The 22,386-nt window shown below is 39.5% G+C and carries 20 protein-coding genes and 1 tRNA gene; 1 reads left to right on the top strand and 20 read right to left on the bottom strand.

From position 1 onward, the window contains the following. Positions 1-47 precede the first annotated feature (47 nt). The 9 genes from ACI3K6_RS22540 to spoIIE all read right to left on the bottom strand — a co-directional run bounded on the left by ACI3K6_RS22540 (position 48) and on the right by spoIIE (position 11,227). Positions 48-941, bottom strand: a complete 894-nt coding sequence (locus ACI3K6_RS22540; protein ID WP_435556573.1) for a peptidyl-prolyl cis-trans isomerase — start codon at positions 939-941, stop codon at positions 48-50. Positions 942-965: 24 nt separating this feature from the next. Further along, complete coding sequence (gene hslO / locus ACI3K6_RS22535; RefSeq protein WP_435556572.1) at positions 966-1,844, bottom strand: Hsp33 family molecular chaperone HslO; 879 nt, start codon at positions 1,842-1,844, stop codon at positions 966-968. A gap of 2 nt (positions 1,845-1,846) precedes the next feature. Further along, entirely contained in the window at positions 1,847-2,644 is a 798-nt protein-coding gene (locus ACI3K6_RS22530; protein WP_435556581.1) for a type III pantothenate kinase, read from the bottom strand. A gap of 109 nt (positions 2,645-2,753) precedes the next feature. Further along, positions 2,754-4,712 (bottom strand): ATP-dependent zinc metalloprotease FtsH, encoded by a 1,959-nt coding sequence (ftsH, locus tag ACI3K6_RS22525; protein WP_335477557.1) that lies wholly within the window; start codon positions 4,710-4,712, stop codon positions 2,754-2,756. Positions 4,713-4,837: 125 nt separating this feature from the next. Next, the gene (gene hpt, locus ACI3K6_RS22520) at positions 4,838-5,383 is read right to left on the bottom strand and encodes a hypoxanthine phosphoribosyltransferase (RefSeq protein ID WP_435556580.1); all 546 of its coding nucleotides are present in this window, start codon (positions 5,381-5,383) and stop codon (positions 4,838-4,840) included. Then, positions 5,367-6,794, bottom strand: a complete 1,428-nt coding sequence (tilS, locus tag ACI3K6_RS22515) for a tRNA lysidine(34) synthetase TilS (RefSeq protein ID WP_435556571.1) — start codon at positions 6,792-6,794, stop codon at positions 5,367-5,369. The genes hpt and tilS overlap by 17 nt, the downstream gene beginning before the upstream one ends. A gap of 157 nt (positions 6,795-6,951) precedes the next feature. Beyond that, on the bottom strand, positions 6,952-7,953 hold the full coding sequence (locus ACI3K6_RS22510; protein ID WP_435556579.1) for a serine/threonine protein kinase: 1,002 nt from the start codon (positions 7,951-7,953) through the stop codon (positions 6,952-6,954). Then, a complete protein-coding gene (locus ACI3K6_RS22505; RefSeq protein ID WP_335477564.1) occupies positions 7,922-8,659 on the bottom strand; it encodes a VWA domain-containing protein in 738 nt (245 codons plus the stop codon). Before ACI3K6_RS22505 ends, ACI3K6_RS22510 begins: the two co-directional genes overlap by 32 nt. Before the next feature lie 93 nt (positions 8,660-8,752). Continuing rightward, positions 8,753-11,227, bottom strand: coding sequence for a stage II sporulation protein E (gene spoIIE, locus ACI3K6_RS22500; RefSeq protein WP_435556570.1), 2,475 nt, complete (start codon positions 11,225-11,227; stop codon positions 8,753-8,755). A 228-nt stretch (positions 11,228-11,455) separates the two neighbouring features. Here spoIIE and ACI3K6_RS22495 point away from each other — a divergent pair. Beyond that, positions 11,456-11,529: transfer RNA gene (locus ACI3K6_RS22495), tRNA-Met, on the top strand. Between the two features lie 148 nt (positions 11,530-11,677). On the opposite strand, the gene ACI3K6_RS22490 is transcribed toward ACI3K6_RS22495, so the two are convergent. The 11 genes from ACI3K6_RS22490 to pth all read right to left on the bottom strand — a co-directional run bounded on the left by ACI3K6_RS22490 (position 11,678) and on the right by pth (position 22,349). Further along, a complete protein-coding gene (locus tag ACI3K6_RS22490) occupies positions 11,678-12,112 on the bottom strand; it encodes a S1 domain-containing RNA-binding protein (RefSeq protein WP_435556569.1) in 435 nt (144 codons plus the stop codon). Positions 12,113-12,198: 86 nt separating this feature from the next. Further along, entirely contained in the window at positions 12,199-12,591 is a 393-nt protein-coding gene (locus ACI3K6_RS22485; protein WP_335477570.1) for an FtsB family cell division protein, read from the bottom strand. A 14-nt stretch (positions 12,592-12,605) separates the two neighbouring features. After that, positions 12,606-13,238 (bottom strand): spore cortex biosynthesis protein YabQ, encoded by a 633-nt coding sequence (gene yabQ / locus ACI3K6_RS22480; RefSeq protein WP_435556568.1) that lies wholly within the window; start codon positions 13,236-13,238, stop codon positions 12,606-12,608. Continuing rightward, complete coding sequence (gene yabP / locus ACI3K6_RS22475; protein ID WP_335477574.1) at positions 13,235-13,537, bottom strand: sporulation protein YabP; 303 nt, start codon at positions 13,535-13,537, stop codon at positions 13,235-13,237. Before yabP ends, yabQ begins: the two co-directional genes overlap by 4 nt. A gap of 75 nt (positions 13,538-13,612) precedes the next feature. Further along, positions 13,613-13,891, bottom strand: coding sequence for an RNA-binding S4 domain-containing protein (locus ACI3K6_RS22470; protein ID WP_435556567.1), 279 nt, complete (start codon positions 13,889-13,891; stop codon positions 13,613-13,615). A gap of 15 nt (positions 13,892-13,906) precedes the next feature. Then, a complete protein-coding gene (gene yabN / locus ACI3K6_RS22465; protein ID WP_435556566.1) occupies positions 13,907-15,373 on the bottom strand; it encodes a bifunctional methyltransferase/pyrophosphohydrolase YabN in 1,467 nt (488 codons plus the stop codon). Beyond that, positions 15,373-16,989, bottom strand: coding sequence for a putative polysaccharide biosynthesis protein (locus ACI3K6_RS22460; protein WP_435556565.1), 1,617 nt, complete (start codon positions 16,987-16,989; stop codon positions 15,373-15,375). Before ACI3K6_RS22460 ends, yabN begins: the two co-directional genes overlap by 1 nt. Positions 16,990-17,081: 92 nt before the next feature. Beyond that, positions 17,082-17,618, bottom strand: coding sequence for a stage V sporulation protein T (gene spoVT / locus ACI3K6_RS22455; protein ID WP_335477582.1), 537 nt, complete (start codon positions 17,616-17,618; stop codon positions 17,082-17,084). A 189-nt stretch (positions 17,619-17,807) separates the two neighbouring features. Then, positions 17,808-21,344: a transcription-repair coupling factor gene (mfd, locus tag ACI3K6_RS22450; RefSeq protein ID WP_435556564.1), complete on the bottom strand. Its 3,537-nt coding sequence runs from the start codon at positions 21,342-21,344 to the stop codon at positions 17,808-17,810. 85 nt (positions 21,345-21,429) lie between these two features. Further along, positions 21,430-21,660 (bottom strand): anti-sigma-F factor Fin family protein, encoded by a 231-nt coding sequence (locus ACI3K6_RS22445; RefSeq protein WP_435556563.1) that lies wholly within the window; start codon positions 21,658-21,660, stop codon positions 21,430-21,432. A gap of 128 nt (positions 21,661-21,788) precedes the next feature. Next, on the bottom strand, positions 21,789-22,349 hold the full coding sequence (gene pth, locus ACI3K6_RS22440; protein ID WP_435556578.1) for an aminoacyl-tRNA hydrolase: 561 nt from the start codon (positions 22,347-22,349) through the stop codon (positions 21,789-21,791). Positions 22,350-22,386: the final 37 nt, after the last annotated feature.

Below are 22,386 nucleotides of genomic sequence, written 5' to 3'. Positions count from 1 at the left end.
TGTGAAATTTTTGTAAAAGAAAAACACAGAATGTTTATCCTGTGTTTTTAGTTAGTATTCTGGTCTTTTCCGTAAAACCATTCAACTCCTGCCTCTTTCCAAAAGGTCGATGCAGATGCTGATGTTTTTAATTGTTCTAAAGCCATTTGCCGTCGTATTTCATCTTTTACTTGATTATACGAATATTTAAGTCCGCTCTTTTTACTCATAAGCTTCAGAACAGCGTAACCTTGTTCTACCTTGATTGGTTTGGTGACAGCTCCTTTTTTCAGCTGCTTCGCGGCAGTAATGTATTGATCCGGGTACTTTTCATCCCCTTCACTAATATACCCAATATCGCCGCCTTCATTTGCGGAAAACTCATCAACAGAGCTTTCCATGGCCGTGGCTGAAAAACTCGATCCTTGTGACAATTCCTTTAATACCTTTTTGGCTTCATCATTCGTTTTTACAATGATTTGCGAGAGATGATAAACTTCAGGAACATTAAATAAATCTTTATTTTTTTCATAATAGGCCCTTAACTCTTTATCGGATATATTAACATCCTTTGTTAAAAGCTCTTCTAAAATTAGACTGTTTCGAATTTGTTCTTTCCACTTTTTGTTATTATAGGTGTTATTCTGATTAAAGGATTGATTTGTTGCTTGCAGCAATCTGAATTCCCGTTCCACTTCTTGATCAGAAATGCGAATGCCATACTTTTCAGCCATTTCTTTAATAACCTTTTGATCAATCATTTCCTTTAAAACATCTTTTCCATATCTAATTTCTAATTGGTGGAGCCAATCCTGTCGTGTAATGGTTTGTTTCCCCACTTTTGCCACTGCTTCATTCTCAGCACTTTCCTCGTTCGATCCCTTTGTTAAGAAGAAAGTAATCGTGAGGCAATTGAGCAAAATGAGTCCTGCTATAACCATCCAAAGCTGCTTCTTCCCCAACCTGTTCTCCTCCAGTGGTTATGTTTATTTAGCTTCCTTCATTAATTCCTCTAATTCTTCCCTGGAAAAAAGATATTTTTCATTGCAAAAATGGCAGTGTGCCTCAGCCTGGCCGTCTTCTACAATCATATCGTGAATTTCTTTTGCCCCTAAGCCAATAATGGCATCTGCAAATCGTTGTTTGGAGCAATTACAAGCAAACTTGACTGGCATCGTTTCCATGATTTTTACATTTCCACTGCCGAACAGTTCTTCTAATAATTGTTCAGGAGTAAGTCCTTTTTCAATCAATTTCGAAACTGGTGGAATTACTTTTAGCCTTTCTTCCAATTTAGAAATAATGGCATCGGATGTCCCCGGCATAACTTGAAGAATAAATCCTCCAGCAGCTAGAATGGAGTCATCAGGATTTACTAATACACCAACTCCTACAGATGAAGGAACCTGTTCTGAAGTCGCAAAGTAATAGGTAAAATCCTCCCCTAATTCTCCGGAAACAAGGGGAACTTGACCGGAGAAAAAGTCACGCATTCCCGTATCCTTTACCACTGATAATACCCCTTCTGTTCCAACCGCGCGGCGTACATCAAGCTTACCATGTTCATTTGCTTCAAAATCTATCTCGGGATTTGTCACATACCCACGTACTTCACCCTTGGCATTACTATCCACGAGAATGGGTCCAAGAGGACCGCCGCCATCAATTTTAATTGTTAACTTATTGTCCCCTTTTAACATGGCGCCCATCATGACCCCTGCAGTCATAGTGCGGCCTAAGGCGGCAGATGCTGTTCTCCAAGTTCCATGACGACGTTGGGCCTCACTCACCGTTTCTGTGGTTCTAACCGCATATGCTCTTATATTTCCGTCAAATCCTAAAGCTTTTACAAGATAATCGTTCATTCCTATTCCCCTTTCTCAGTGCTATTCTTTATGGTATCCGTATTCCGTTTATAAATTAGCTGCAACCCTTTCAAAGTTAGAAAAGGGTCAACAACATCAATGATGGTGGATTCTTGAGCTATTAAATTTGCCAATCCGCCGGTTGCAATGACGGTTGGTTTCTTTTTACTTTGGTCCATCATCCGCTTTACAACGCCTTCAACTTGTCCAACATAACCATAGACAATACCAGCTTGCATGGCAGATACTGTATTTTTTCCAATAACGCCTTCGGGCCGGGCAATTTCAATACGGGGCAGCTTGGCAGCCCTTGAATAAAGAGCTTCTGTTGAAATCCCAATTCCAGGAGCGATGGCACCACCTATATATTGACGATCTTCATTCACATAGCAATAAGTCGTTGCTGTGCCAAAATCAACAATAATCAGCGGACAACCATACTCGTGAATGGCAGCAACTGCATTAACAATTCTGTCCGCTCCCACTTCCCTAGGATTTTCATATTTAATATTTAGTCCCGTCTTAATGCCAGGGCCAACGACTAAAGGTTTAATATGGAAGTACTTATGACACATTCTCTCTAAAGCAAACATAATCGGAGGTACAACCGAAGAAATAATAATGCCATTTATATCTGAAAAAGAAAGTCCTGCATGCTCAAATAATGATTTGATGCTCATACCAAATTCGTCTTCTGTTCTGTTGCGGTTTGTTTCAATCCGCCAATGATATTTCAGTTCTTCACCATCATATACACCTAAAACAATATTTGTATTCCCCACATCAAAAACGAAAATCAACATTGATCACTCACTTTGTTATGTTTTCATTGCTTACATGCAAACATAATACCATAATTAGTTTATTCGTGAAAAAAAAGAGTGCTTCATCAAAGCACTCTTCCCTCATTTACTTATAATCAATGTCCTCAGGAGGGGTATCTAGGAATGACTTCTCCTCTTTTTCTCCCTCATCCTTCTTGGTATTGATGGTTACTTTTACATCATCAGCTTTTTTGTTATCTAATTTTACCGTTTTAAGCTCTGTAGGGTCTTCAGGCAAGCGGCCATTTTCAACCAAATACTTGATTTGTTCCGCATTAAGCGTTTCTACTTCTAAGAGCGTTTTCGCGATTAAATCCAGTTTATCGCGATTTTCGGTAAGAATTTGTCTACATCTCTCATAAGACTCTTTAATAATCCGCTGGATTTCTAAATCAATCTCATAAGCAATGGCATCGGAATAATTTTGCTCATTATGGAGATCACGTCCAAGGAATACCTGACCACCTTGAGCTGAACCAAACTGTAGCGGTCCAAGCTTATCACTCATACCAAACTCGGTTACCATTCGACGGGCAATTCCGGTAGCGCGCTGGAAGTCATTATGCGCTCCCGTACTTACTTCACCAAAGACAATCTCCTCAGCTACACGTCCACCCAAAAGACCAACAATTTTATCTAATAACTCTGGCTTGGTCATAAAGTAACGATCTTCTCTTGGCAGCATGACAGCATATCCACCGGCTTGACCACGTGGTACAATGGTAACTTTGTGAACCATATCTGCTTCATCTAGCACTAACCCAATCACTGTATGACCGCCTTCGTGGAAGGCAACGATTTTGCGTTCTTTCTCTGAAATAACCCGGCTCTTTTTCGCAGGTCCAGCGATAACGCGGTCTACTGCTTCATCAATATCAACCATATCGATTTTCTTTTTGTTTTGACGGGCTGCCACAAGAGCCGCCTCATTCAGTAGATTCTCAAGGTCTGCACCAGAGAATCCTGGAGTTCTCATAGCGATATGTTTTAGATTTACGGCTTCATCTAACGGCTTATTGCGTGCATGTACACCTAAAACCGCTTCACGTCCATTTACATCCGGACGATCAACAGTAATTTGACGGTCAAAACGACCAGGACGTAATAATGCAGGGTCTAAAATATCTGGACGGTTGGTTGCGGCGATAATGATTATTCCCTCATTGGCGCCAAAACCATCCATTTCAACAAGCAATTGGTTTAAGGTCTGTTCACGCTCATCGTGGCCGCCACCTAAACCGGCACCACGCTGACGTCCAACAGCATCAATTTCATCGATAAAAATAATACATGGAGCATTTTTCTTCGCATTTTCAAATAAATCACGGACACGGGATGCACCGACCCCGACAAACATTTCAACGAAATCAGATCCACTGATGGAGAAGAATGGCACTCCTGCCTCACCAGCAACCGCACGGGCTAGGAGCGTTTTACCTGTTCCCGGAGGTCCTACAAGAAGGACACCTTTTGGAATACGTGCACCCAACTCAGAAAACTTCCGCGGGTCTTTTAAAAACTCAACAACTTCCACTAATTCTGCTTTTTCTTCATCCGCACCGGCTACATCTTTAAAACGGACTTTTTTCTTATCATCGTTATAAAGCTTAGCCTTAGATTTACCAAAGTTCATAACTCGGCTTCCGCCGCCTTGAGCTTGGTTCAATAAGAAGAAGAATAAGATAAAAATAATCACAAATGGAATAATGGATGTAAAGAAGGTAACCCATCCACTTGTTTCCTTCGCTGGCATTACGTCAACTTTAACTTTGGAGCTTTGAATACTGTCTAGAATTTTTTCACTGTTAGGGATATAAGTAATAAATTTCTTACTGTTTGTTGAAAGTTCACCACGAACTTCATATACCCCTCGTTCTGGCTGCATCGAAAAGGACTTTACTTCCTTGTTTTCTAATCGCTGCACAAACTTGTCATAAGAAATTTGGTCAGTTTGGTCGTTGCTACCATTGAAGAAACTAACAACGCCAATAATAACTAAAAATATCAATAAATAAAAGATGGTATTACGGAAAATCCGATTCATCTCTTACCTCCTCCCGCGGGTAAAAACTATATTAAATAGTATCATAGAAAATCTTGTAAATTCAAGAAATTGCCCTTGTTAGGGCGTTTTTTGATCCATATGTTAACGGGAAAAATCGAATATGATTATTCGTTAGTACTATAAACTTCCGGTTTTAAAACGCCAATATATGGAAGGTTTCGATACTTCTCAATATAGTCTAATCCGTAACCAACAACAAATTCATCCGGAACAATAAAACCAACATAATCAGCTTGAATATCGCTCTTTCTTCCACTTGGTTTATCAAGAAGCGTAACGATTTTAATGGATTTTGCCTTACGGTATTTGAATAAATCCACTAAATAACTCAAGGTCAACCCACTGTCAATAATATCCTCAATGATTAGGATATCTCTTCCCTCTACAGAAGTATCTAAATCCTTTAGGATTTTTACCTCTCCAGATGAAACAAATGCAGTCCCATAACTTGATACATCCATAAAATCCATTTCCAAATAACAATCCATGCGTTTTAATAAATCAGCCATAAACGGCATCGCACCCTTTAATACTCCGATTGCAAGAGGAAAGCGATCTTTATATTCTTCCGTTAACTGTGTTGCCAGCTCTTTTATTTTTCCCTGGATTTCCTCTTCTGAAACTAATACTTTTTCAATGTCCTGATTCATCATTCATTGTGCCCCCTAGAAGATCATTACTTTTTAATGTGAGTAGTAAATTTTGATGTGTGATTGCTTTTTTTTCTTCAAATGATGACCTTTTTAAGCCTGGCAGCCAAATGATCCGGTTATGACCATCTGTTATTACAGGCCATGTATCTCGGTCATGAAGAGGAATCTTTTCGTCAATAAAAATGTCTTTCAACTTTTTTGAACCAGACATCCCTTTTAAAGTCATCCGATCACCCTTGCTCCTAGTGCGAATGACAATTGGCCATTTGATTTCTTCCTCATTAAATACAGCTATATGAGAACCCCTTTCGGAAATGTCCCGATTTACCTTTTCAATGATCACACTATCCCCATTTGGGAGGAGAAACTTCCCAGGCTCTCTTGCTTCAATATAGTAAGGCTTGGCTTTGTCTGGGTTAAAATGAAAAGATAATTGCTGATAAGATTGAATCACCTTTAGGCCGTGCGGGAAATCCAGAGTGCCTGATGGTTCATCTCGCTGTAAAAGCCGAAAAATTTGGTCAATATGTATGGCTGAAAGGGTAACTTTTTCCTCTTTATAAAGATATTTTAATATTAGTTGAATCGCTCTTCTTTGTAAAGGTAAAGGCATTTCGAGGAATTTACTAATGTCAATAGACATTTTATCCTCTGTTTGCTCCTTGACCGCTGCCTTTATTTCTTTACTAGCTAGATCATTGAGAAATTCATCATCTGTCTGAAGTTCCTCACTAAACCGTTGAAAATGCTCATGGACTTGAGGATTTTCTTTTTTCAAAAAAGGAAGGACCTCTTTACGGAATCTGTTTCTACTATAAATCCCCTTATCATTACTAGGATCTAACCTTGGAATGAGGTGGTTCTCTTGACAGTACAACTGTATCTCTCTCTTTGTTACACATAAGAATGGTCTTATAATCATTCCAGTGCCAAATGGTCGGGAAAAGGGAATTCCCGCTCTTGCCATCCCAGTGCTGCCCCTTGTTAATCTCATCAAAATCGTTTCAACTTGATCATCACCATGATGTCCAAGTGCTAAGTATGGGGCTTTATACTTCTCCATAACCGTATAATAAAATTCATATCTTACTTCCCGTGCAGCCACCTGTGAACTCTTTCCTGTTTTACGAATTAGTTCCGGTACATTCACACGTGTCATTTCAAAAGGAATATCAAATGATTGACAATAGTTTTTGACAAACATTGCATCTTCGTACGATTCCTGCCCACGAAACATATGGTCAACGTGAGCAACAACAAGATTTAAATCCTTTTTCTCCCTTTCCTTTTGCAAAAAGTGAAGCAAGGCTAATGAATCCGGCCCACCTGAAACACCCACCACCATGTTGATATGATCAAGCTTGAGTGAATGTCTCGCCAGAAAGGCTTCAACTTTTGCCTCAAACATATCTATGCACATTCTTTCCTAAGCTTAATTAGAATAAGATTAGCTTACCACTTTTAATTAGTATCTATCAAAAAATAGGTATGACAATGTTGATGAATTTTTTGTTACTTATTTCTATTTCTTGTTATACGATTAATCCGGAAAGAAGTTTCAATAATTACAGCAGTTTTATAAAAATATAAAGGAAATATAATAAACCGATGACGAATGCGATTATGAAGAATTCAGTCCAACCGTTTTTCTTCTTTTTTTCCCTATAGGTTTGTCTTGTTAATGACTGGCTGGCCTTTTGACCCGGTTGGTTGCTTTGAACTTTCGGCTTGGCTGTTTGAGCGGATACATGACCTTGCCTTGGTTTGTCAGAAATTGCCTCTAAAAGATCCCTCCTCATTTCTGAGGCTGCTTTGTAATGGCCTTGCAGTGCCTTCACAATCACCTGATTGAATCTCGAAAGCTCTGGCTTTTGCCTGATTGCTTCCCGCAGTTGTGACAAACCCCCTGTTGTTTTATTAAATCTTTTTGGATAAACCGTGTTAATCATAATCATGGCCACTGCAAATAAATCATAGGTTGGTTCTGCTCTGCGGGTACCTAATTCCCAATAACCGCGATCATAAAATTCGGTAAACTCCTTTATAGCCCTTCCCTGGATGGTCGTTCCACCAACATCAATGCACCGAATCTTCGGAGGCGGGCCCGTAACAATTAAGTTTTCCGGTTTTAAGTCACCAAATACCCATCCATTTTGATGCAGGACTTCCAAATCACTAAGGAGCTGAAGAAATAAAACCGGCATCCAGCTTGCCCCTTTTTGTTGCAAAAAAGTTAATAGGTCTGGACCCTGAATATATTCCATAACATAAAAAGAAATTCTCCCTCGATCACTAATCCAATCATCCACATCAAGCAAAGAAGGTCCGAGGGTAGACCCTTGGACCTTTGCAAATGATTTCAATACATTTACCTCAGAAGTGATGGACATTCCATTATCACTCATTTTTAAAGCAACTTGAGTGTTAAGATGCTTGGCAAGGTAAACCACCCCGTTTGCTCCAAATCCCAGTTCCTTAACTATTTGATAGTGCTTTCCATGCCATTTTCCTGAAATGATTGTCCCGGGAATGACCTTACACAGATTCTTCAAAGAATGATTCATCATCACTTGCCAATAAACTCCTTCGTGAATGAATTTGTTCAAATGAGGAAATGGCTGCTCGTATTGCCGGACCCGTAGGTGTAATACCACCTGTCGATAATTTTGAAAAAACACTTGTTAAGGCCTGTAGTTTTGGGGTCCAATCCAACAATTTTTCGACATCCTGATTTTTCCCGGGAAATACATAGACGGAAAATTGGTTTTCCCCTGTGCGGGCGTTTAAGCTTAATGACAGATCCAACAAGGCTTCCTTAACAGTTGGAAGCTTATGTTTCATACTGGCGCTCGTATCGACAAGAACCAACACGTCCAATTCTACCGTTTCACCTAACTCATCCACTACCTCCATGACTTCGCCTCTTTTTTCCGGCGGCAAATCTTCCATCGTTTTGGAACGTCCCAAAATTTGCTGTAATTCCCGATTCACTACTCCCTGTATTGTTTGATTCATTGCTTTTCGAGTAACCATCTGAACGGTTTGCGAAAGCTGTTGTGCATATACAATCTGGCTAACCCCTCCTCCAGATAGAGCTATTCCTTCGATTTCTGTTATCCCTTTTTCATCGATAACATCCCGATCCATGACACCAATAACATTTACCGTTATTCCTTGTTCTTTTGCCAAGGCCGCCATAGCAATTGGATCTTCTCCTTGATTGGAGCAGCCATCGGTAATTAATAAAACTTGCCTAATCTTACCAGTATGCATAACTTCTCCCTCCACTCCTAGTCTTGATACCATTTTCGACTAGAGCAAACGTATTTATACATAATCAGAAGGAAGAAGGTACAAAATAATGAATTAAGCTTGCCGTTTTAGTTTTTGGATTGGAATAGAAGCCCATTTTGGCGTATTATGTTTGATTTTTGCCACCATGACTGTCATATCATCATCGATCATTTCTGATCTGGACCTGATTACCTCCTCAAGAATTAAGTCTGCCACCTCCTGTGGGTCATCCGTCTCAAGTTCAAGGAGCTTCCGCTTCATCCACAAGTCATAATTTTCCACGTGCTTTGGTCCTTCAAAAACCCCATCACTCATCATTATTAATAAATCTCCGGATTTTAACTGTTCCGACACGACGTCAACCTCAAATTCCTGCAAAATCCCAATAGGAAGATTGCTTGCTTGGATCTTAATAATTTTTTTACCCCTTTTAATGAAACTTGGCGTGGACCCAATTTTGAGAAAGTTGGCAGAAGCATTTTTCAAGTCAATCATTGCTAAATCCAAAGTTGAAAATATCTCATCTGTGGTTCTTAAAGAAAGAATCGAGTTCACTGATTTAATAGCTAATTTCTCTTCAATTCCCGATTGCAGGATTTTTTGCAAAAGCTGCAAGGTTTCTTTACTTTCATAATGGGCTCTCTCTCCATTTCCCATGCCATCACTGATCGCAACAGCAAACTTGCCAAACCCGAGTTCAATGGTCGAGTGGCTGTCACCTGAAACCAATCCGCCATCCTTAGCTGCATGTGCTACACCAGTTTCAACAGTAAACGGCTTTGATGATCGGAATACAGCATGACATACCCCATTTGAATATTCTTCATAATCTTCTTTTTTAACAATGATGGATTCCCCAAGGATATCGGATAACATCGGGGCAATTAATTTTTCGCATTCTCCATGTCCGTTGGAAAAAGGTACCGTTATTTCAATATCGACATTTCCCGGTTCAAGACTAAAAATCTCCACCTGTTCAATCTCAACACCAAACCCCTGTATTGCCTCAATAATCTGTTCTTCTTGTTTATAATAATTTTCTCGCTCCCGTTGTATTTCCTTGGCGAAGTTGCCCATTACTTCGGAAACACCCTGTAATTGATCGGCAACGAGCTTTCGGCTCTCCTGTACCTTCTTTTTTAATTTTTGATTGGCCTGATAAAATGTAAGCTCCTGACCAATGGTTTCATACACCTTTTTCGTCCGTGAACAATGCTTCTCCCAATCCCTCGACAATTTCAAGGATACATTTCCATCATTACGATCCATATCATGAATAATTTGTTCCATATAGGCATAGGTTGTATTAAAATTCTTTGCCCAGCATTGTTCTTTCTTAAAACATGTTTGGCAAGTCTTTGCTGTCACATGACTCATAAAATAGTCCATTTCCCGCTCCTCCTCATGATCATCCGGAAAGATATCCACCTGAGAAAAGCTATGGGAGAGGGCTTGAAAGACATGGGAGAACTGCGAGACTCTTTGAGCTGTCACATCACGCATTTTACGCATATATTTTTGCTGTTCTGCCGTATGCTCGGGGGTACCTGGAATATACTTTGCCAAGCGGGAGGTTAAGTTTTGCGGTGTAAATAGGAACAATAAAATAGCGCCTGCTGTTTCCATTAGAGTGAGTTTAAGAGAACCGACACCTTCACCATACATACCAATCAACAAAGTAGCGATAAATAGGCCCAGTGAAACACCTAACTTTTTCCCTTCCTTTAATAAACCACCTAAAACTCCTGAGAAGGCTAATAAACTCATATGATAAAAGCTTGATACGCTTGCGAGGCTAAAAATGAGACCCGTGACAACGCCTACAGTAGAACCGACAGTTGCCCCAGCAATAAAGGAAAATACTAAAACGAGATAACGTGACATGATATGTTCTAAAGATAAATCATAAATCTTCCAACCTATGGTCCCGGTCATGATGGACGCCAGGAGAATAATTAAACAGACAATTTCCTCTGTTTTTAATAGCTGCCTCCGCTTATGAAAGGTAAATAGGGGAATACTTTGTAAAAAAATTAACGTTAAAATAAAGGCCAGGCTGGCCTGAACCCCTACCATCATGATGTCATAAACAGCAAGCTGCTTGGACGAGATAAAGGCTTCTGCCAATTTCCCTGCCCCCAAAATAATTCCTACAAAAAAGGGCAAGGCTTTCATTTCATTCTTAATCCACTTCTCTCCTATCTTAAACGCTACTAGAAAGCCAAGCGCTACGGTGAATGTTAAGGCTGCATTCCCCAATGAAATGGTCGCAGCACCGACAATCAATCCGATTAAGGCTAGCGGTGCCTTATCACGTTTGATTAAATAAACTACTGCAAAAAATGGTAGGCCAAAAGGAGTTAATTTTGCCAAAATTAAGGCCCGTCCTAATAAAAATCCCACTAATAACAGGAGAATTCCCTTTTTTATAAAAAATGTTTCCAACAGTAAAAGGAATTGATTTATCAAATGATCTATATTCCATTTTGATGAATGAAGGTTGACTTCTCTGATTGGCTCTATTAAACTCTGTTCTACCTTTTCCATAACTAGCACTCCCTCTTATTTCATCGTTAGGGACTATTATAAAGTTGCTAGATTTAGAAGTTTGTCAAATTGGTGGACAATTCTGAAAAAACGTTTCGACGGTTTTCACTATATTCAATCAAATAATATGAACTATCCCTAGCCGGTGTCGGATTTTTCAGTTTTTCCTAAAGGATATTGACATCTTTTTAAGAAGTTTGTATTATATTACTTGTGTCTAAAATATTTGGCGGTGTAGCTCAGCTGGCTAGAGCGTACGGTTCATACCCGTAAGGTCGGGGGTTCGATCCCCTCCGCCGCTATAACGAAAAGCGCAAGCATTAAAAAAATCGGCGAGTTCGCCGATTTTTTTGTGTGTACAAATAAAAAAGACAAGCCGTTAAGACCTGTCTTGTTTTTTATTAGATGATTAGTGACATCTGCTTTATCCGATTATAAATAAGCAGCAAGTTATCCTCGTCTAGCCCCTCTTCCTCCGCGCTTAGACTCAGTGTTTCGCTTTAGGGAAGATAAACGATCTTCGCTGTCTTTTAAAAATTTGGCCATTTTTTGCTCAAAGTTTTCTGGTCTGTTATTGCTGCGATCGTTTGCCCTTCCTTGACGAGGGCGTTGTGAATGTGAATGTGAATGTCTTTTCTCGGCTTCCGGTCTATCCTTTGCCTTTTTAATAGATAACCCGATTTTGCCATCCTTTTCAACATTAAGTACCTTGACTTCCACCTGGTCGCCAACTTTAAGATGGTCATTAATATCTTTTACATAGTTGTCCGCAACCTCACTGATGTGTACAAGTCCTGTTGATCCATCCGGCAGCTCCACAAACGCTCCGAAATTCGTAATTCCTGTTACCTTTCCTTGTAACTTGCTGCCTACTTCGATTGACATAAAAAAAATGTTCCTCCTTAAAAAATTAAAAAATCATACTTACTATATATTATACAAAAAGTGAAAAATGAGTGTCAATAACACAACTAATTGGTTGATTTTCCCTTATTATCATCCGGAATATTAAAAATAACTTCATTTTGATCAGAGAAAAAATATTCTTTTCTGGCAAGTTTAGCAATGTAATCATCATCGTTTAGCTTTACGATATTTTCCTTTAAGATGTCTTCTTCTTGTTTTAGTTCAGCCAAGTTCTTGGCCAATTTATGCTTTTCTTCCACCTTGGCCTCCAACTTTGATGTTTGGGAAACGAAACTTGAAATCATAAAATAAGATATGAAACTTGCACAAACAAAAAATAGGGAAAGCCGTCTCAATAACAGTTTTCTTTTTCTGGCAGATGCGATTTCGGCATATTCCTGCTGTTGAACAAAGGGTGTCTGTATTTTTGATACATTTCGTTGTCGTTCTGCTCCCATTCCCTTTACCTACCTTACTCTTTTCGTTTTTTCCACTTATTCACCCATTTAATTATATAATTCCCGATTCCCTTAAAATTTCCTGCCGTTTTATTATATAACTTCTCGACGGATTTTTTAAGACCTTTCGGCAAAAGTTTCCATAAAATTATTAATATTTTCTTGATTATTCCAAGAATCAATTTAACAACAATAGCGACCACTTTGTAAATTAATTTGACAAGGGTTAGCAACCCACTGCCAAGTGATAAAAGGATGAATAGTAGAAACTGAATTAGCGAGACGATAGGTTTATAAATGAATAGCAGAAAAGTCTTTCTTATTAATCGTGCTATTGTTAGGGTTGTTTTAATAACTAATTCCAAAAGTTGGAGATAAGTACCTTTAAGCAGACTCTGGTAGGCCGCAAACCCACAAATAAGTGCGATAAAAATATAGAAACGCAATTCCCCATTGTTTACGACAAATAACGCATAGAAAATAATCAGGGCCTGAATCATCCAAAAGAGCAGATCATTGATAAATACAATCCAGCTTTTTCGCTTGGGCCTGTTTAAAAACCTTTGGTACGTATCAAACATGGCACCAAATAAGGACCCCATGCCAATCATTGAAATCATGGTAAGGAATTGTGTTGAAAGGGTCATCTGAACAACTTGCTAAAGAAGCCTTTAGCCTTCTCCCCATGATGTTCATCAATATAGACCAAATCAAAAATTTTCCCCTTGATTGAAACGATCCCCTTCTCCACATCTAAATTTTTCATTTGCAGGTTTTGACCCTTAATCGCTAGGAACCCCATAGACGTTTCTAATAAAAACTCTTCCGTATCAAAGCTCTCTACTTGTTTTACCCCGGTAATATCTAGAAGCTTCCGCCCCCTCATTATGACATCATGGTCGGGAACACTACTTTTTGGTTGATTGTTATCATAAAATTGACTCATCTAACATCCCTCTCAATCATAGGTACTTGTACATTTTTATGAGATTGAGAGGTAATTTAGAACGTCAAAACGCTATTATTGCATGCCTTCGTCGAAATTGCCCACTCTTTCTTCCTTAAGAATGGTATACATTTCGGCTGCTTCGTCTTTTCGGCTCGTCTCTTGAATTCGGTCGATTCTTACGGTTACTAATCTTTGACCCAGCCGTAACGTTAATTCATCTCCTACCTTTACATTAGAGCTGGCTTTCGCCTCTTTTCCATTAATTTCTATTCTACCCTGATCCGATACTTCTTTTGCCAACGTTCTTCTTTTGATTAATCTAGATACTTTTAAAAATTTGTCTAAACGCATACTGTTCATCCCATCCTATAATCCGTTTATTTTTGCCTCATCCCAATATCGATCCAGTTCTTCAAGCGTAAAATCACTAAAGACCCGCCCGCTTTCTTTGACTTTTTTCTCGATATACTGAAATCTCCGCATAAATTTTACATTCGTTTCATACAATGCTTCCTCTGGATCCATTTTTAGAAACCTGGCCACATTTACAAGGGCAAATAATAAATCGCCAAATTCCTGTTTTGCTCTGGCAAGACCTTCCTGTGTTCCATCTAGCTCCTGAACAAACTCCTCTAGCTCTTCTTTCACTTTCTCTAAAGCCAGGGTTACTTCCTGCCAATCAAAGCCTACTTTTGCTGCTTTTTTTTGTAACTCAAATGCCATCAACAATTTAGGCAATGACTTAGAAACGCCATCTAGCAAGGAATCTGGCACTCCGCCTTTTTCCTGTTTCTTAATTTCCTGCCAGTTCTGAACTACCTCTTCAGCGGTGTCAGCCATCCCCGTACCAAACACATGTGGATGCCTGCGAACCATCTTCGCGGCTAGCCCTTCAATCACATCTTCAATAGAAAAATAGCCTTCATCCTCACCGATCTGTGCATGAAGCATCACTTGAAGCAAGACATCCCCTAGCTCTTCAATCAAATGATCAATATCCCCTTCATTTATAGCATCAATCACTTCATACGTTTCCTCAATTAAGTATGGTTTTAACGATTCATGTGTTTGTTCTTTATCCCATGGACAACCATTCGGCCCACGTAAAATGGCAATGACCTCTCTAAGCTTGGAGAAATCCTTCCATAAAAGTGTCTCTTCTTTCACTGGAGGTACATAAACAGAGGTGAGATTGTTGATAGAAACATTTCTGTCCAATTCATATAACGGTACTGTTTCCATTATTTCTTGATCGCTACCTGCAGCCGTTACGATTGTTACTTCATAATCATCCGGCAGTTTTTCCATCAAGGTTAACTTAACATTGGAAGCAATAAATTGGTCATATACTTGGCTGATAATCATATGCTGATTAACCATCAGTTGGTCTTTATGTAGTGCCGTTCCATCAAGCAGTTGAAACCCCTCAACCGGATCTACCTTTAATGAAGCAAATATGGCATCTAAAAAGCTTTGTCCACCGCCAATGACAATGTCCAGACCTTGTTTGGGCCCTTCTGCTAAAAGCAGCTGCACCGTCCGCTCGGCCACAAGTGGATGCCCCGGTACACCGTAAATAATGGAATTTTCTTGCGCCTTTTTGATTAATAGTTCGGTAATTTCCTGATAGACTTCTTCAAATTGTTCATGTTTCTCATAAATGTCATCAAATGAAACATATTGCATTCCTTCACTCACTAGGTCAGCAACAACCGGATGCTCTTTCGTTCGCAAAAACACCTGACCGGAATGAAGTAGTTTCTTATATACACCAACAGGAAGCTGTTCAAGATCTCCTGCTCCTAACCCTACAATTTCAATTTTGTTCGCCATTATTGGAATCGGTCCTTTCGAGCGATAAAATATTTTAATTTACTTCCTAGTGGAAAATAAGCCAAATCCTCTTCGTGGAATATTTCCCCTCTTAATATTATAAATAAAAAAACGAATCCGCCGATTAATACTGCGCTCAGCGCCTGAATAGCAGCACCAAGTCGATGCATATCAAACAACCTTGTAATAAACGTGGTAACCAGTAAGTATTCCTTTAAAACTAGGTACATAGCTGCAGTACCCAAAAGAACGACCACCATGAAACGAAGGGTAACTAAAGGAATTTTGACCTGTCTTTTTAATTGGTGCAACAACATCATCGTCACGATCGCTAAAGAAAGAAGTGAGGCAACAGCGGCACCTTTTATACCTAGTATAGGAATGAGGGCAAGATTTAGTACATACTTTAACGGGAATATGGTTATCACTGCAACTGCTGAAAAAAGGAAACTGCCCAAACCTTGTAATATGGCCGTTATTGTTGCAATCATGGACGTAAAAAAGATAACCCAACTGAGGATCCCCAATACAGAGGATCCCGCACCATTTTCAAACAACATGATATTGGTCGGTTTTATGATCGCCCATAGCCCTGCTGAAGCACCTGCTCCTATTACAATACTGACTTTGATCGCCAATTGTATTTTATGATGTAAGAACTGTGGTTTTGCAGCTAATCTTTCTCGGGTAATGAGCGGCACTAACGTCAATGACATGGAAGTAGCAGCAACTGTTCCCATTTGAATCAGCGGCTGGCCGCGGTCATAAACCCCTTTTAATCCCTTAGCTGCATCTTGAGCCAACCCATTTGCTGTTAATTGTGCATACAAATTTAACGAATCGGCCATTTGAATAAAAATCATCAGCATCCCGCTTAGGCATATAGTCAGTCCCTGGAAGGTCAGGGCCTTTACAATTTCTTTTGATTCCCCATAATATTGCCTTACTAAGCCTTTTTTGGGTCCGATTATTTCCCAGTCTTTACGAAATCGCAGAAACATAAACAAGATGACCCCAGCTGTCATACTTCCAGTAATGGAGCCAAACATAGCCCCTCCACCAACAAAATATAAAGAATATCCTTTTTGGATAAAAAGATAGGATAAAACCAGAATCGTTAATACACGGATGGATTGCTCCCCAACCTGGGACAGAGCAGTCGGAGTCATATCTCCAATCCCTTGATAATAGCCCCTTAATACCGATACAATCGGAAATAGTAAAAAGACTATGGCTACTACTCTTAATAGAATCGCTAAATGTGGATCATTCATCCACCCAGCTATCGTACTGGCGCCAAAATATAGAACCAAAAAGCACAAAAATCCAATTAATTGTAAGTATAGAAAAGATACATAGAGGAGCAACCTGGCATAGCCCCCTGCCTTCTTCTCCCGTTGTTCTGCATAGAGCCTTGAAATGACCACTGGAAAACCTGTGGTGGAGAGTACCATTGCGACTCCGTAAAACGGATATACTTGCTGATATATGTAAAAACCGATATCCCCAACAATATTTTGAAAAGGAATTCGATAAAATGCACTGAGGATTTTCGTAATCAATGCTGCGACTGTTAAAATGAAGGCCCCTTTAAATAAAGCCTTTGACGGATTCACCGGCTTCACCTGCCAAAATAAACTAACATGTATTATAACATTAAAAAAGGCAGCATTGGCTGCCTTTTTCCATTTGCATTTGAATATACAGCCTACTGCTCCATCTGTCTGGCTAAAAAGCCAGCAGCAGTTTCGACTGCTTTCTTTTCCACTTCACCCAATGTTCCTTCTTTTGCAAAAATAATGACAGCTCCAATGGGGTCTCCATTTGCAATAATCGGACCAATTGTAAAGGAAGTCATTGCTTCGTTCATGCCATCAACCAAGGCGACTTCGCCTTGTTGTGTAGTAAGGACAGAATTACGCTCCTCCATGGTCTTTTCTACTAATTCACTGATATTTTTATTCAAATATTCTTTTTTGGAACCGCCTGATACGGCAATAAATGTATCTCTATCACAGATTAACACGGGATTTCCGAGGCTGTCAAAAAGGGCTTCCGCATATTCCTTGGCAAAATCGCTTAGCTCGCTGATTGGTGAATACTTTTTTAGAATAACTTCCCCATCCCGATCCACAAAGATTTCTAGTGGATCCCCTTCTCGGATACGCAAAGTTCTGCGTATTTCTTTGGGAATTACAACACGACCCAAATCATCGATTCGACGAACTATTCCAGTTGCTTTCATCCAATGTTGCCTCACTTTCATCTGATGATTTTCAACTTGGTAATGATAATCCTTCTTATTTATCGCTACCAACTTTGAACTTAGTATCTTTCATCTGGAAAGTTCTATACACAAACGTAATTTTTTTTCTCTCTTATAGGTAATATTCCAAAAATGGTTACAACAACATTGGATTTGTTTGGTTTAGCGTTAATTAACTGGATTCTCTTGGGTTCTTTTTGCCATCGGGATTCCTTTAATCATTTCTAGAGCAATATGAAGCCATTGAGCTGTACTATATTCTTTCGTATTGATCACAATCTTAAGCCTTCTACCATCCATTCCCGGAATAATGGAGCGGCCAAATTGGTTACCAATATGGAATATTTTACTGCCATCTATTGTGTTTGTGATCTCTTCATTTAAAAAGAGGGTAACTTCTTGCTTGATCTGTTTCACCTGTTCTACTCCATTTTGCAAGGCATATACCTTCAATTCAGCAATTTGGAATAAATAGGCGACCTCATCCGGATATTCACCAAAGCGATCCTGCATTTCCGCATCAAGTTCTTCAATGTCTTCAAGTGACACTGCTCCTCTGAAGCGCTTATACATTTCAATTTTTTGATGACCATCTTTAATATAAGAATCAGGAATATAAGCATCGATTTCCAAATCTATTTCAACAGTTGGTTTCGCTTCACCTTTAAGGTCGCCTTTTCTTTCCTCAATCGCTTCCTTCAACATTTGTGAATACAGATCAAAACCGACAGAATCAATAAATCCATGCTGCTGGGCACCTAGCAAATTACCGGCACCACGAATCGCTAAATCCCGCATCGCAATTTTAAAACCTGAGCCTAATTCGGTGAATTCCTTAATTGCCTCAAGTCGCTTTTCTGCCACTTCCGTTAACACTTTGTCTTTCCGATAAGTAAAGTAGGCATAAGCCACACGATTGGAACGTCCTACGCGACCACGCAGCTGATACAGCTGTGACAAACCCATACGATCCGCATCATGGACAATCAGTGTATTAACATTAGGAATATCGACCCCTGTTTCAATAATCGTTGTACTTACAAGCACATCAAATTCACCTGACAGGAAATTAAGCATAACAGATTCTAATTCATTCTCTGTCATTTTTCCATGAGCATAGGCGACCCGGGCATCTGGAACCAGCATCGAAATTTCCTCAGCCTTGCGTTCAATATCTTCCACTCTGTTATATAAAAAGTAAACTTGTCCGTCACGGGCCAACTCACGCTCAATGGCCTCCCGAACTAAGTATCCATTATACTCCATTACATATGTTTGCACAGGAAAACGATTTTCCGGCGGTGTTTCGATGACAGATAAATCCCTTACCCCAAGCATCGACATATGAAGCGTTCTTGGAATAGGTGTTGCCGTTAAAGTTAATACATCAATATTGGTCTTTAACTTCTTTATCTTTTCTTTGTGGGTTACACCGAAGCGCTGCTCTTCGTCTATGATTAACAAACCGATATCACGGTAAACAATATCCTTTGATAACAAACGATGGGTTCCAACGACAATGTCTACTGTTCCCGCCTTCAACCCTTTCATCGTTTCCGCCTGTTGTTTTTTAGTACGAAATCGGCTTAATAAGCCAATATTAATCGGATAATCTTGAAATCTTTCTCTTAATGTCTCAAAATGCTGTTGAGCCAATATAGTCGTCGGTACCAAGAAAGCTACCTGTTTCCCGTCAGCAATGGCTTTAAAGGCAGCACGTATCGCCACTTCCGTTTTTCCATAGCCTACATCACCGCACAATAAGCGATCCATTGGACGAGGCCGTTCCATATCCTTTTTAATTTCATGAATGGACCTTATCTGGTCATCCGTTTCACGGTAAGGGAAGGAACTCTCAAACTCTCTTTGCATATCCCCATCAGGTGTAAAGGCGTAGCCGACAGCTGCTTCCCTCTCAGCGTATAATTTGATTAGATCATCCGCGATATCCTCAACTGTTGATTGAACCTTCTTTTTAACCTTTTTCCAGTCGCTACCGCCCAGCTTATAAATTTTAGGATCCTTTCCTTCAGAACCCACATACTTTTGGACCAAATCTATTTGATCGACCGGTACGTACAGTTTATCTGTTCCTTGGTAGCGAATATGAAGATAATCCTTATGAACGCCGTTAATCACTAGTGTTTCAATTCCAATATATTTCCCAATCCCATGATTTACATGGACAACATAATCACCTATTTTAAGCTCTGAATAACTCTTAATCCGCTCAGCATTAGATAATTTTTGTCGGCCGGCTGATTTTTTTAAACGCTTAGTAAAGAGTTCCTCCTCAGTAATAACCGCAATTTTTTGAATGGAAAGCTCAAAACCTGCCTGAAGGTTCCCCTTAATAATTTGAACCTTACCAGGTAATAGCTGTTGGTCGGCCGAAACAATAGACGACTCTATTTCATAATCCTCAAGGACTCTTTCTAATTTTTTAACACGTTCTTCATCGGGGCCTAAGAAAACAATGGAATAATGGCCTTTTTTCCAGCGTTCCACTTCAGATTTCAGCAAATGCATTTGTCCATGGAAGTTTTGCATCGGCTTACAGGATACATTAATGATATTTTGCGGACTTGTATTAGCCACATGACGTAAAAACAAGGATAAATAAAGAACAGGATGTTCCTTTTTTTGCAAAAGAGCGGACAGATCATGAGAAATATGAACATCATGAATAATCTGACCTTCACCCAGCAAGCCTGTATACCATTCTGCCTCTTCTTTGACAAGCGAATCGTTCATTTCTTTAATTCGGCTGATTTCATCAATTATGACCAGCCCATTAGTTGGAAGGTAGTCTACTAAACTACTAGCATGTTCGTATCCTAATGATAGGTATTTGTAGACTTGTTCAGGCTTCTGGCCATTCTTCAACTGTTCCAGCTCATAACTGATATTTTGAGATAGTTGAACCTTTGCCTTGTCATCCTTCAGCTTTCTTAGGCTTTGTGCCAGCCCATCCTCAAGTTTGTCAATCATCAGGCTATAATTTTCCGGTTCCAATAACACCTCTGTTGCCGGTCCAATCATTATCTCGGAAATCTTTTCTTTTGATCGCTGGTCCTCTAATGAAAAATAGCGAATTGAATCTATTTCTGTATCAAATAACTCAATCCGAAGTGGATTCTCTTCGGTTAGGGGGTAAATATCAATAATTCCCCCTCGTACACTAAACTCACCAGGAGTTGATACCATTTCCGATCGAACATAACCCATTTGAACAAAGGTATTTAATATTTGATCAATATCAATGTCTTCTCCTAGCTTTAATGAAAGTTGGTATTTTCTCCATAGTGATTTTGGCGGAAGGATTTTCTTTAAACCGGCAATGGGGGCAATTAAAATTCCTTGCTGGTGCTGACTCCAGTAATTTAACGCCTCAATCCGTTGGGCTTTTAATTCTGGGCTGGCGATACTAAGCTCTGCAGCAATTAATTCATTGGCCGGGAATAAAAAGACTTCTTTTTCATTTACTAGATTGGCAATATCATCGTATAGTTTTTGTGCCTGTAATAGATTATGGGTTACAAGCAGAATCGGCTTTTTCATTTTTTCAAAGATGGTTGCCGTCAGTACCGTTCTTGATGAGCCCGATAAGCCGGCAATTAGCTGCTCTTTTAAACCTTCATTCACGCCGGCGATGACGGAGTGAACATCTTCCTGTTGTAAAAATAATGATTTTAACCCGTTCAAACTATGCCCTCCTCTCCCTAAAAATGTATTTGATCGTTAAGAATGTAAATAGAAAAATGCTTTGGAGTTTAGTCCAAAGCTCATGTTAATGGATTAAGTAATCATACTGATGATAATCGGGATTTCTCTCCAAAGCTTCCTGACAGTCCTCACAAATGGCTTTAATATGAATATCACCTGATGTGTCATACGTGACCATTTCTTGTCGTTCATGCTCTGTTAATGTATGGAGACCAAGAGATTCCGAATAAATGGACGATTGTTCGATGGAGCCAAGTTTTGCTCCACAATGACGGCAATAATAATGGATAGCCATGCCTGTCCCTCCCCACTCTAAGAGTTCGATACTAGTATGTACCTAATGGGAGGAACTTATTCATAGTTCCATTTTAGCGGGTTTTGCTTCATTGTATGAATCGATAGCCCGTATCATGCATGAACAGATTAAGCATTATACTCATTCATCACCTGTAAAAACGGTTTATCTAACCACGCCTCACAAGCATCAGAACTTTTTAAAATAGCCTCGTTGATGAAAGCCTGCTCTTCCTGCCAAAATTTCCCTAAAACAAAATCGGTAACACTCATGCCATTTTGAGGACGATCAATGCCAACGCGGATTCGATTAAACTGTTGTGTTCCTAAATGGGCGACTGTTGATTTAATACCATTATGTCCACCAGGACTCCCCTTTTGCCGCAAACGAATTTTCCCCACGGGCAAGTCTAGGTCATCATAAATGACAAGGAAGTCTTCAATGTCTATTTGATAATAATCCATAACCGCTCGAATAGATTCACCTGATAAATTCATATAAGTAAGCGGCTTTAATAACAGGATTTTTTCCCCTTTATAAATACCCATTCCATACAACCCTTTTAATTTTGACTGATTGAGCGGAATGGAAAATCGCTTGGATAATTCATCAATTACATCAAATCCGATATTATGTCTGGTATGTTCATAGGGCTTTCCCGGATTTCCTAAGCCTACGATACATTTCATATTCCCCACCTCTTCCGGTTTTGCCCGCCTGGTAAAT

Origin of the sequence: Neobacillus solisequens (assembly GCF_051233465.1) — a bacterium.
In the GTDB taxonomy this organism is placed as follows: Bacteria; Bacillota; Bacilli; order Bacillales; family Cytobacillaceae; genus Neobacillus.
This window is presented reverse-complemented; position numbering and strand designations above follow the sequence as displayed.

Excerpts from the sequence above, each read along its gene's own strand:
- ftsH (WP_335477557.1), bottom strand. The coding sequence starts at position 4,712 with ATGAATCGGATTTTCCGTAATACCATCTTTTATTTATTGATATTTTTA.
- yabQ (WP_435556568.1), bottom strand. The coding sequence starts at position 13,238 with ATGACCCTTTCAACACAATTCCTTACCATGATTTCAATGATTGGCATG.
- spoVT (WP_335477582.1), bottom strand. The coding sequence starts at position 17,618 with ATGAAAGCAACTGGAATAGTTCGTCGAATCGATGATTTGGGTCGTGTT.
- ACI3K6_RS22490 (WP_435556569.1), bottom strand. The coding sequence starts at position 12,112 with ATGTCAATCGAAGTAGGCAGCAAGTTACAAGGAAAGGTAACAGGAATT.
- pth (WP_435556578.1), bottom strand. The coding sequence starts at position 22,349 with ATGAAATGTATCGTAGGCTTAGGAAATCCGGGAAAGCCCTATGAACAT.
- spoIIE (WP_435556570.1), bottom strand. The coding sequence starts at position 11,227 with ATGGAAAAGGTAGAACAGAGTTTAATAGAGCCAATCAGAGAAGTCAAC.
- hslO (WP_435556572.1), bottom strand. The coding sequence starts at position 1,844 with ATGAACGATTATCTTGTAAAAGCTTTAGGATTTGACGGAAATATAAGA.
- ACI3K6_RS22470 (WP_435556567.1), bottom strand. The coding sequence starts at position 13,891 with ATGCGTTTAGACAAATTTTTAAAAGTATCTAGATTAATCAAAAGAAGA.
- yabP (WP_335477574.1), bottom strand. The coding sequence starts at position 13,537 with ATGAGTCAATTTTATGATAACAATCAACCAAAAAGTAGTGTTCCCGAC.
- tilS (WP_435556571.1), bottom strand. The coding sequence starts at position 6,794 with ATGTTTGAGGCAAAAGTTGAAGCCTTTCTGGCGAGACATTCACTCAAG.
- ACI3K6_RS22510 (WP_435556579.1), bottom strand. The coding sequence starts at position 7,953 with ATGATGAATCATTCTTTGAAGAATCTGTGTAAGGTCATTCCCGGGACA.
- hpt (WP_435556580.1), bottom strand. The coding sequence starts at position 5,383 with ATGAATCAGGACATTGAAAAAGTATTAGTTTCAGAAGAGGAAATCCAG.
- ACI3K6_RS22445 (WP_435556563.1), bottom strand. The coding sequence starts at position 21,660 with ATGGCTATCCATTATTATTGCCGTCATTGTGGAGCAAAACTTGGCTCC.
- ACI3K6_RS22485 (WP_335477570.1), bottom strand. The coding sequence starts at position 12,591 with ATGGGAGCAGAACGACAACGAAATGTATCAAAAATACAGACACCCTTT.
- yabN (WP_435556566.1), bottom strand. The coding sequence starts at position 15,373 with ATGGCGAACAAAATTGAAATTGTAGGGTTAGGAGCAGGAGATCTTGAA.
- ACI3K6_RS22505 (WP_335477564.1), bottom strand. The coding sequence starts at position 8,659 with ATGCATACTGGTAAGATTAGGCAAGTTTTATTAATTACCGATGGCTGC.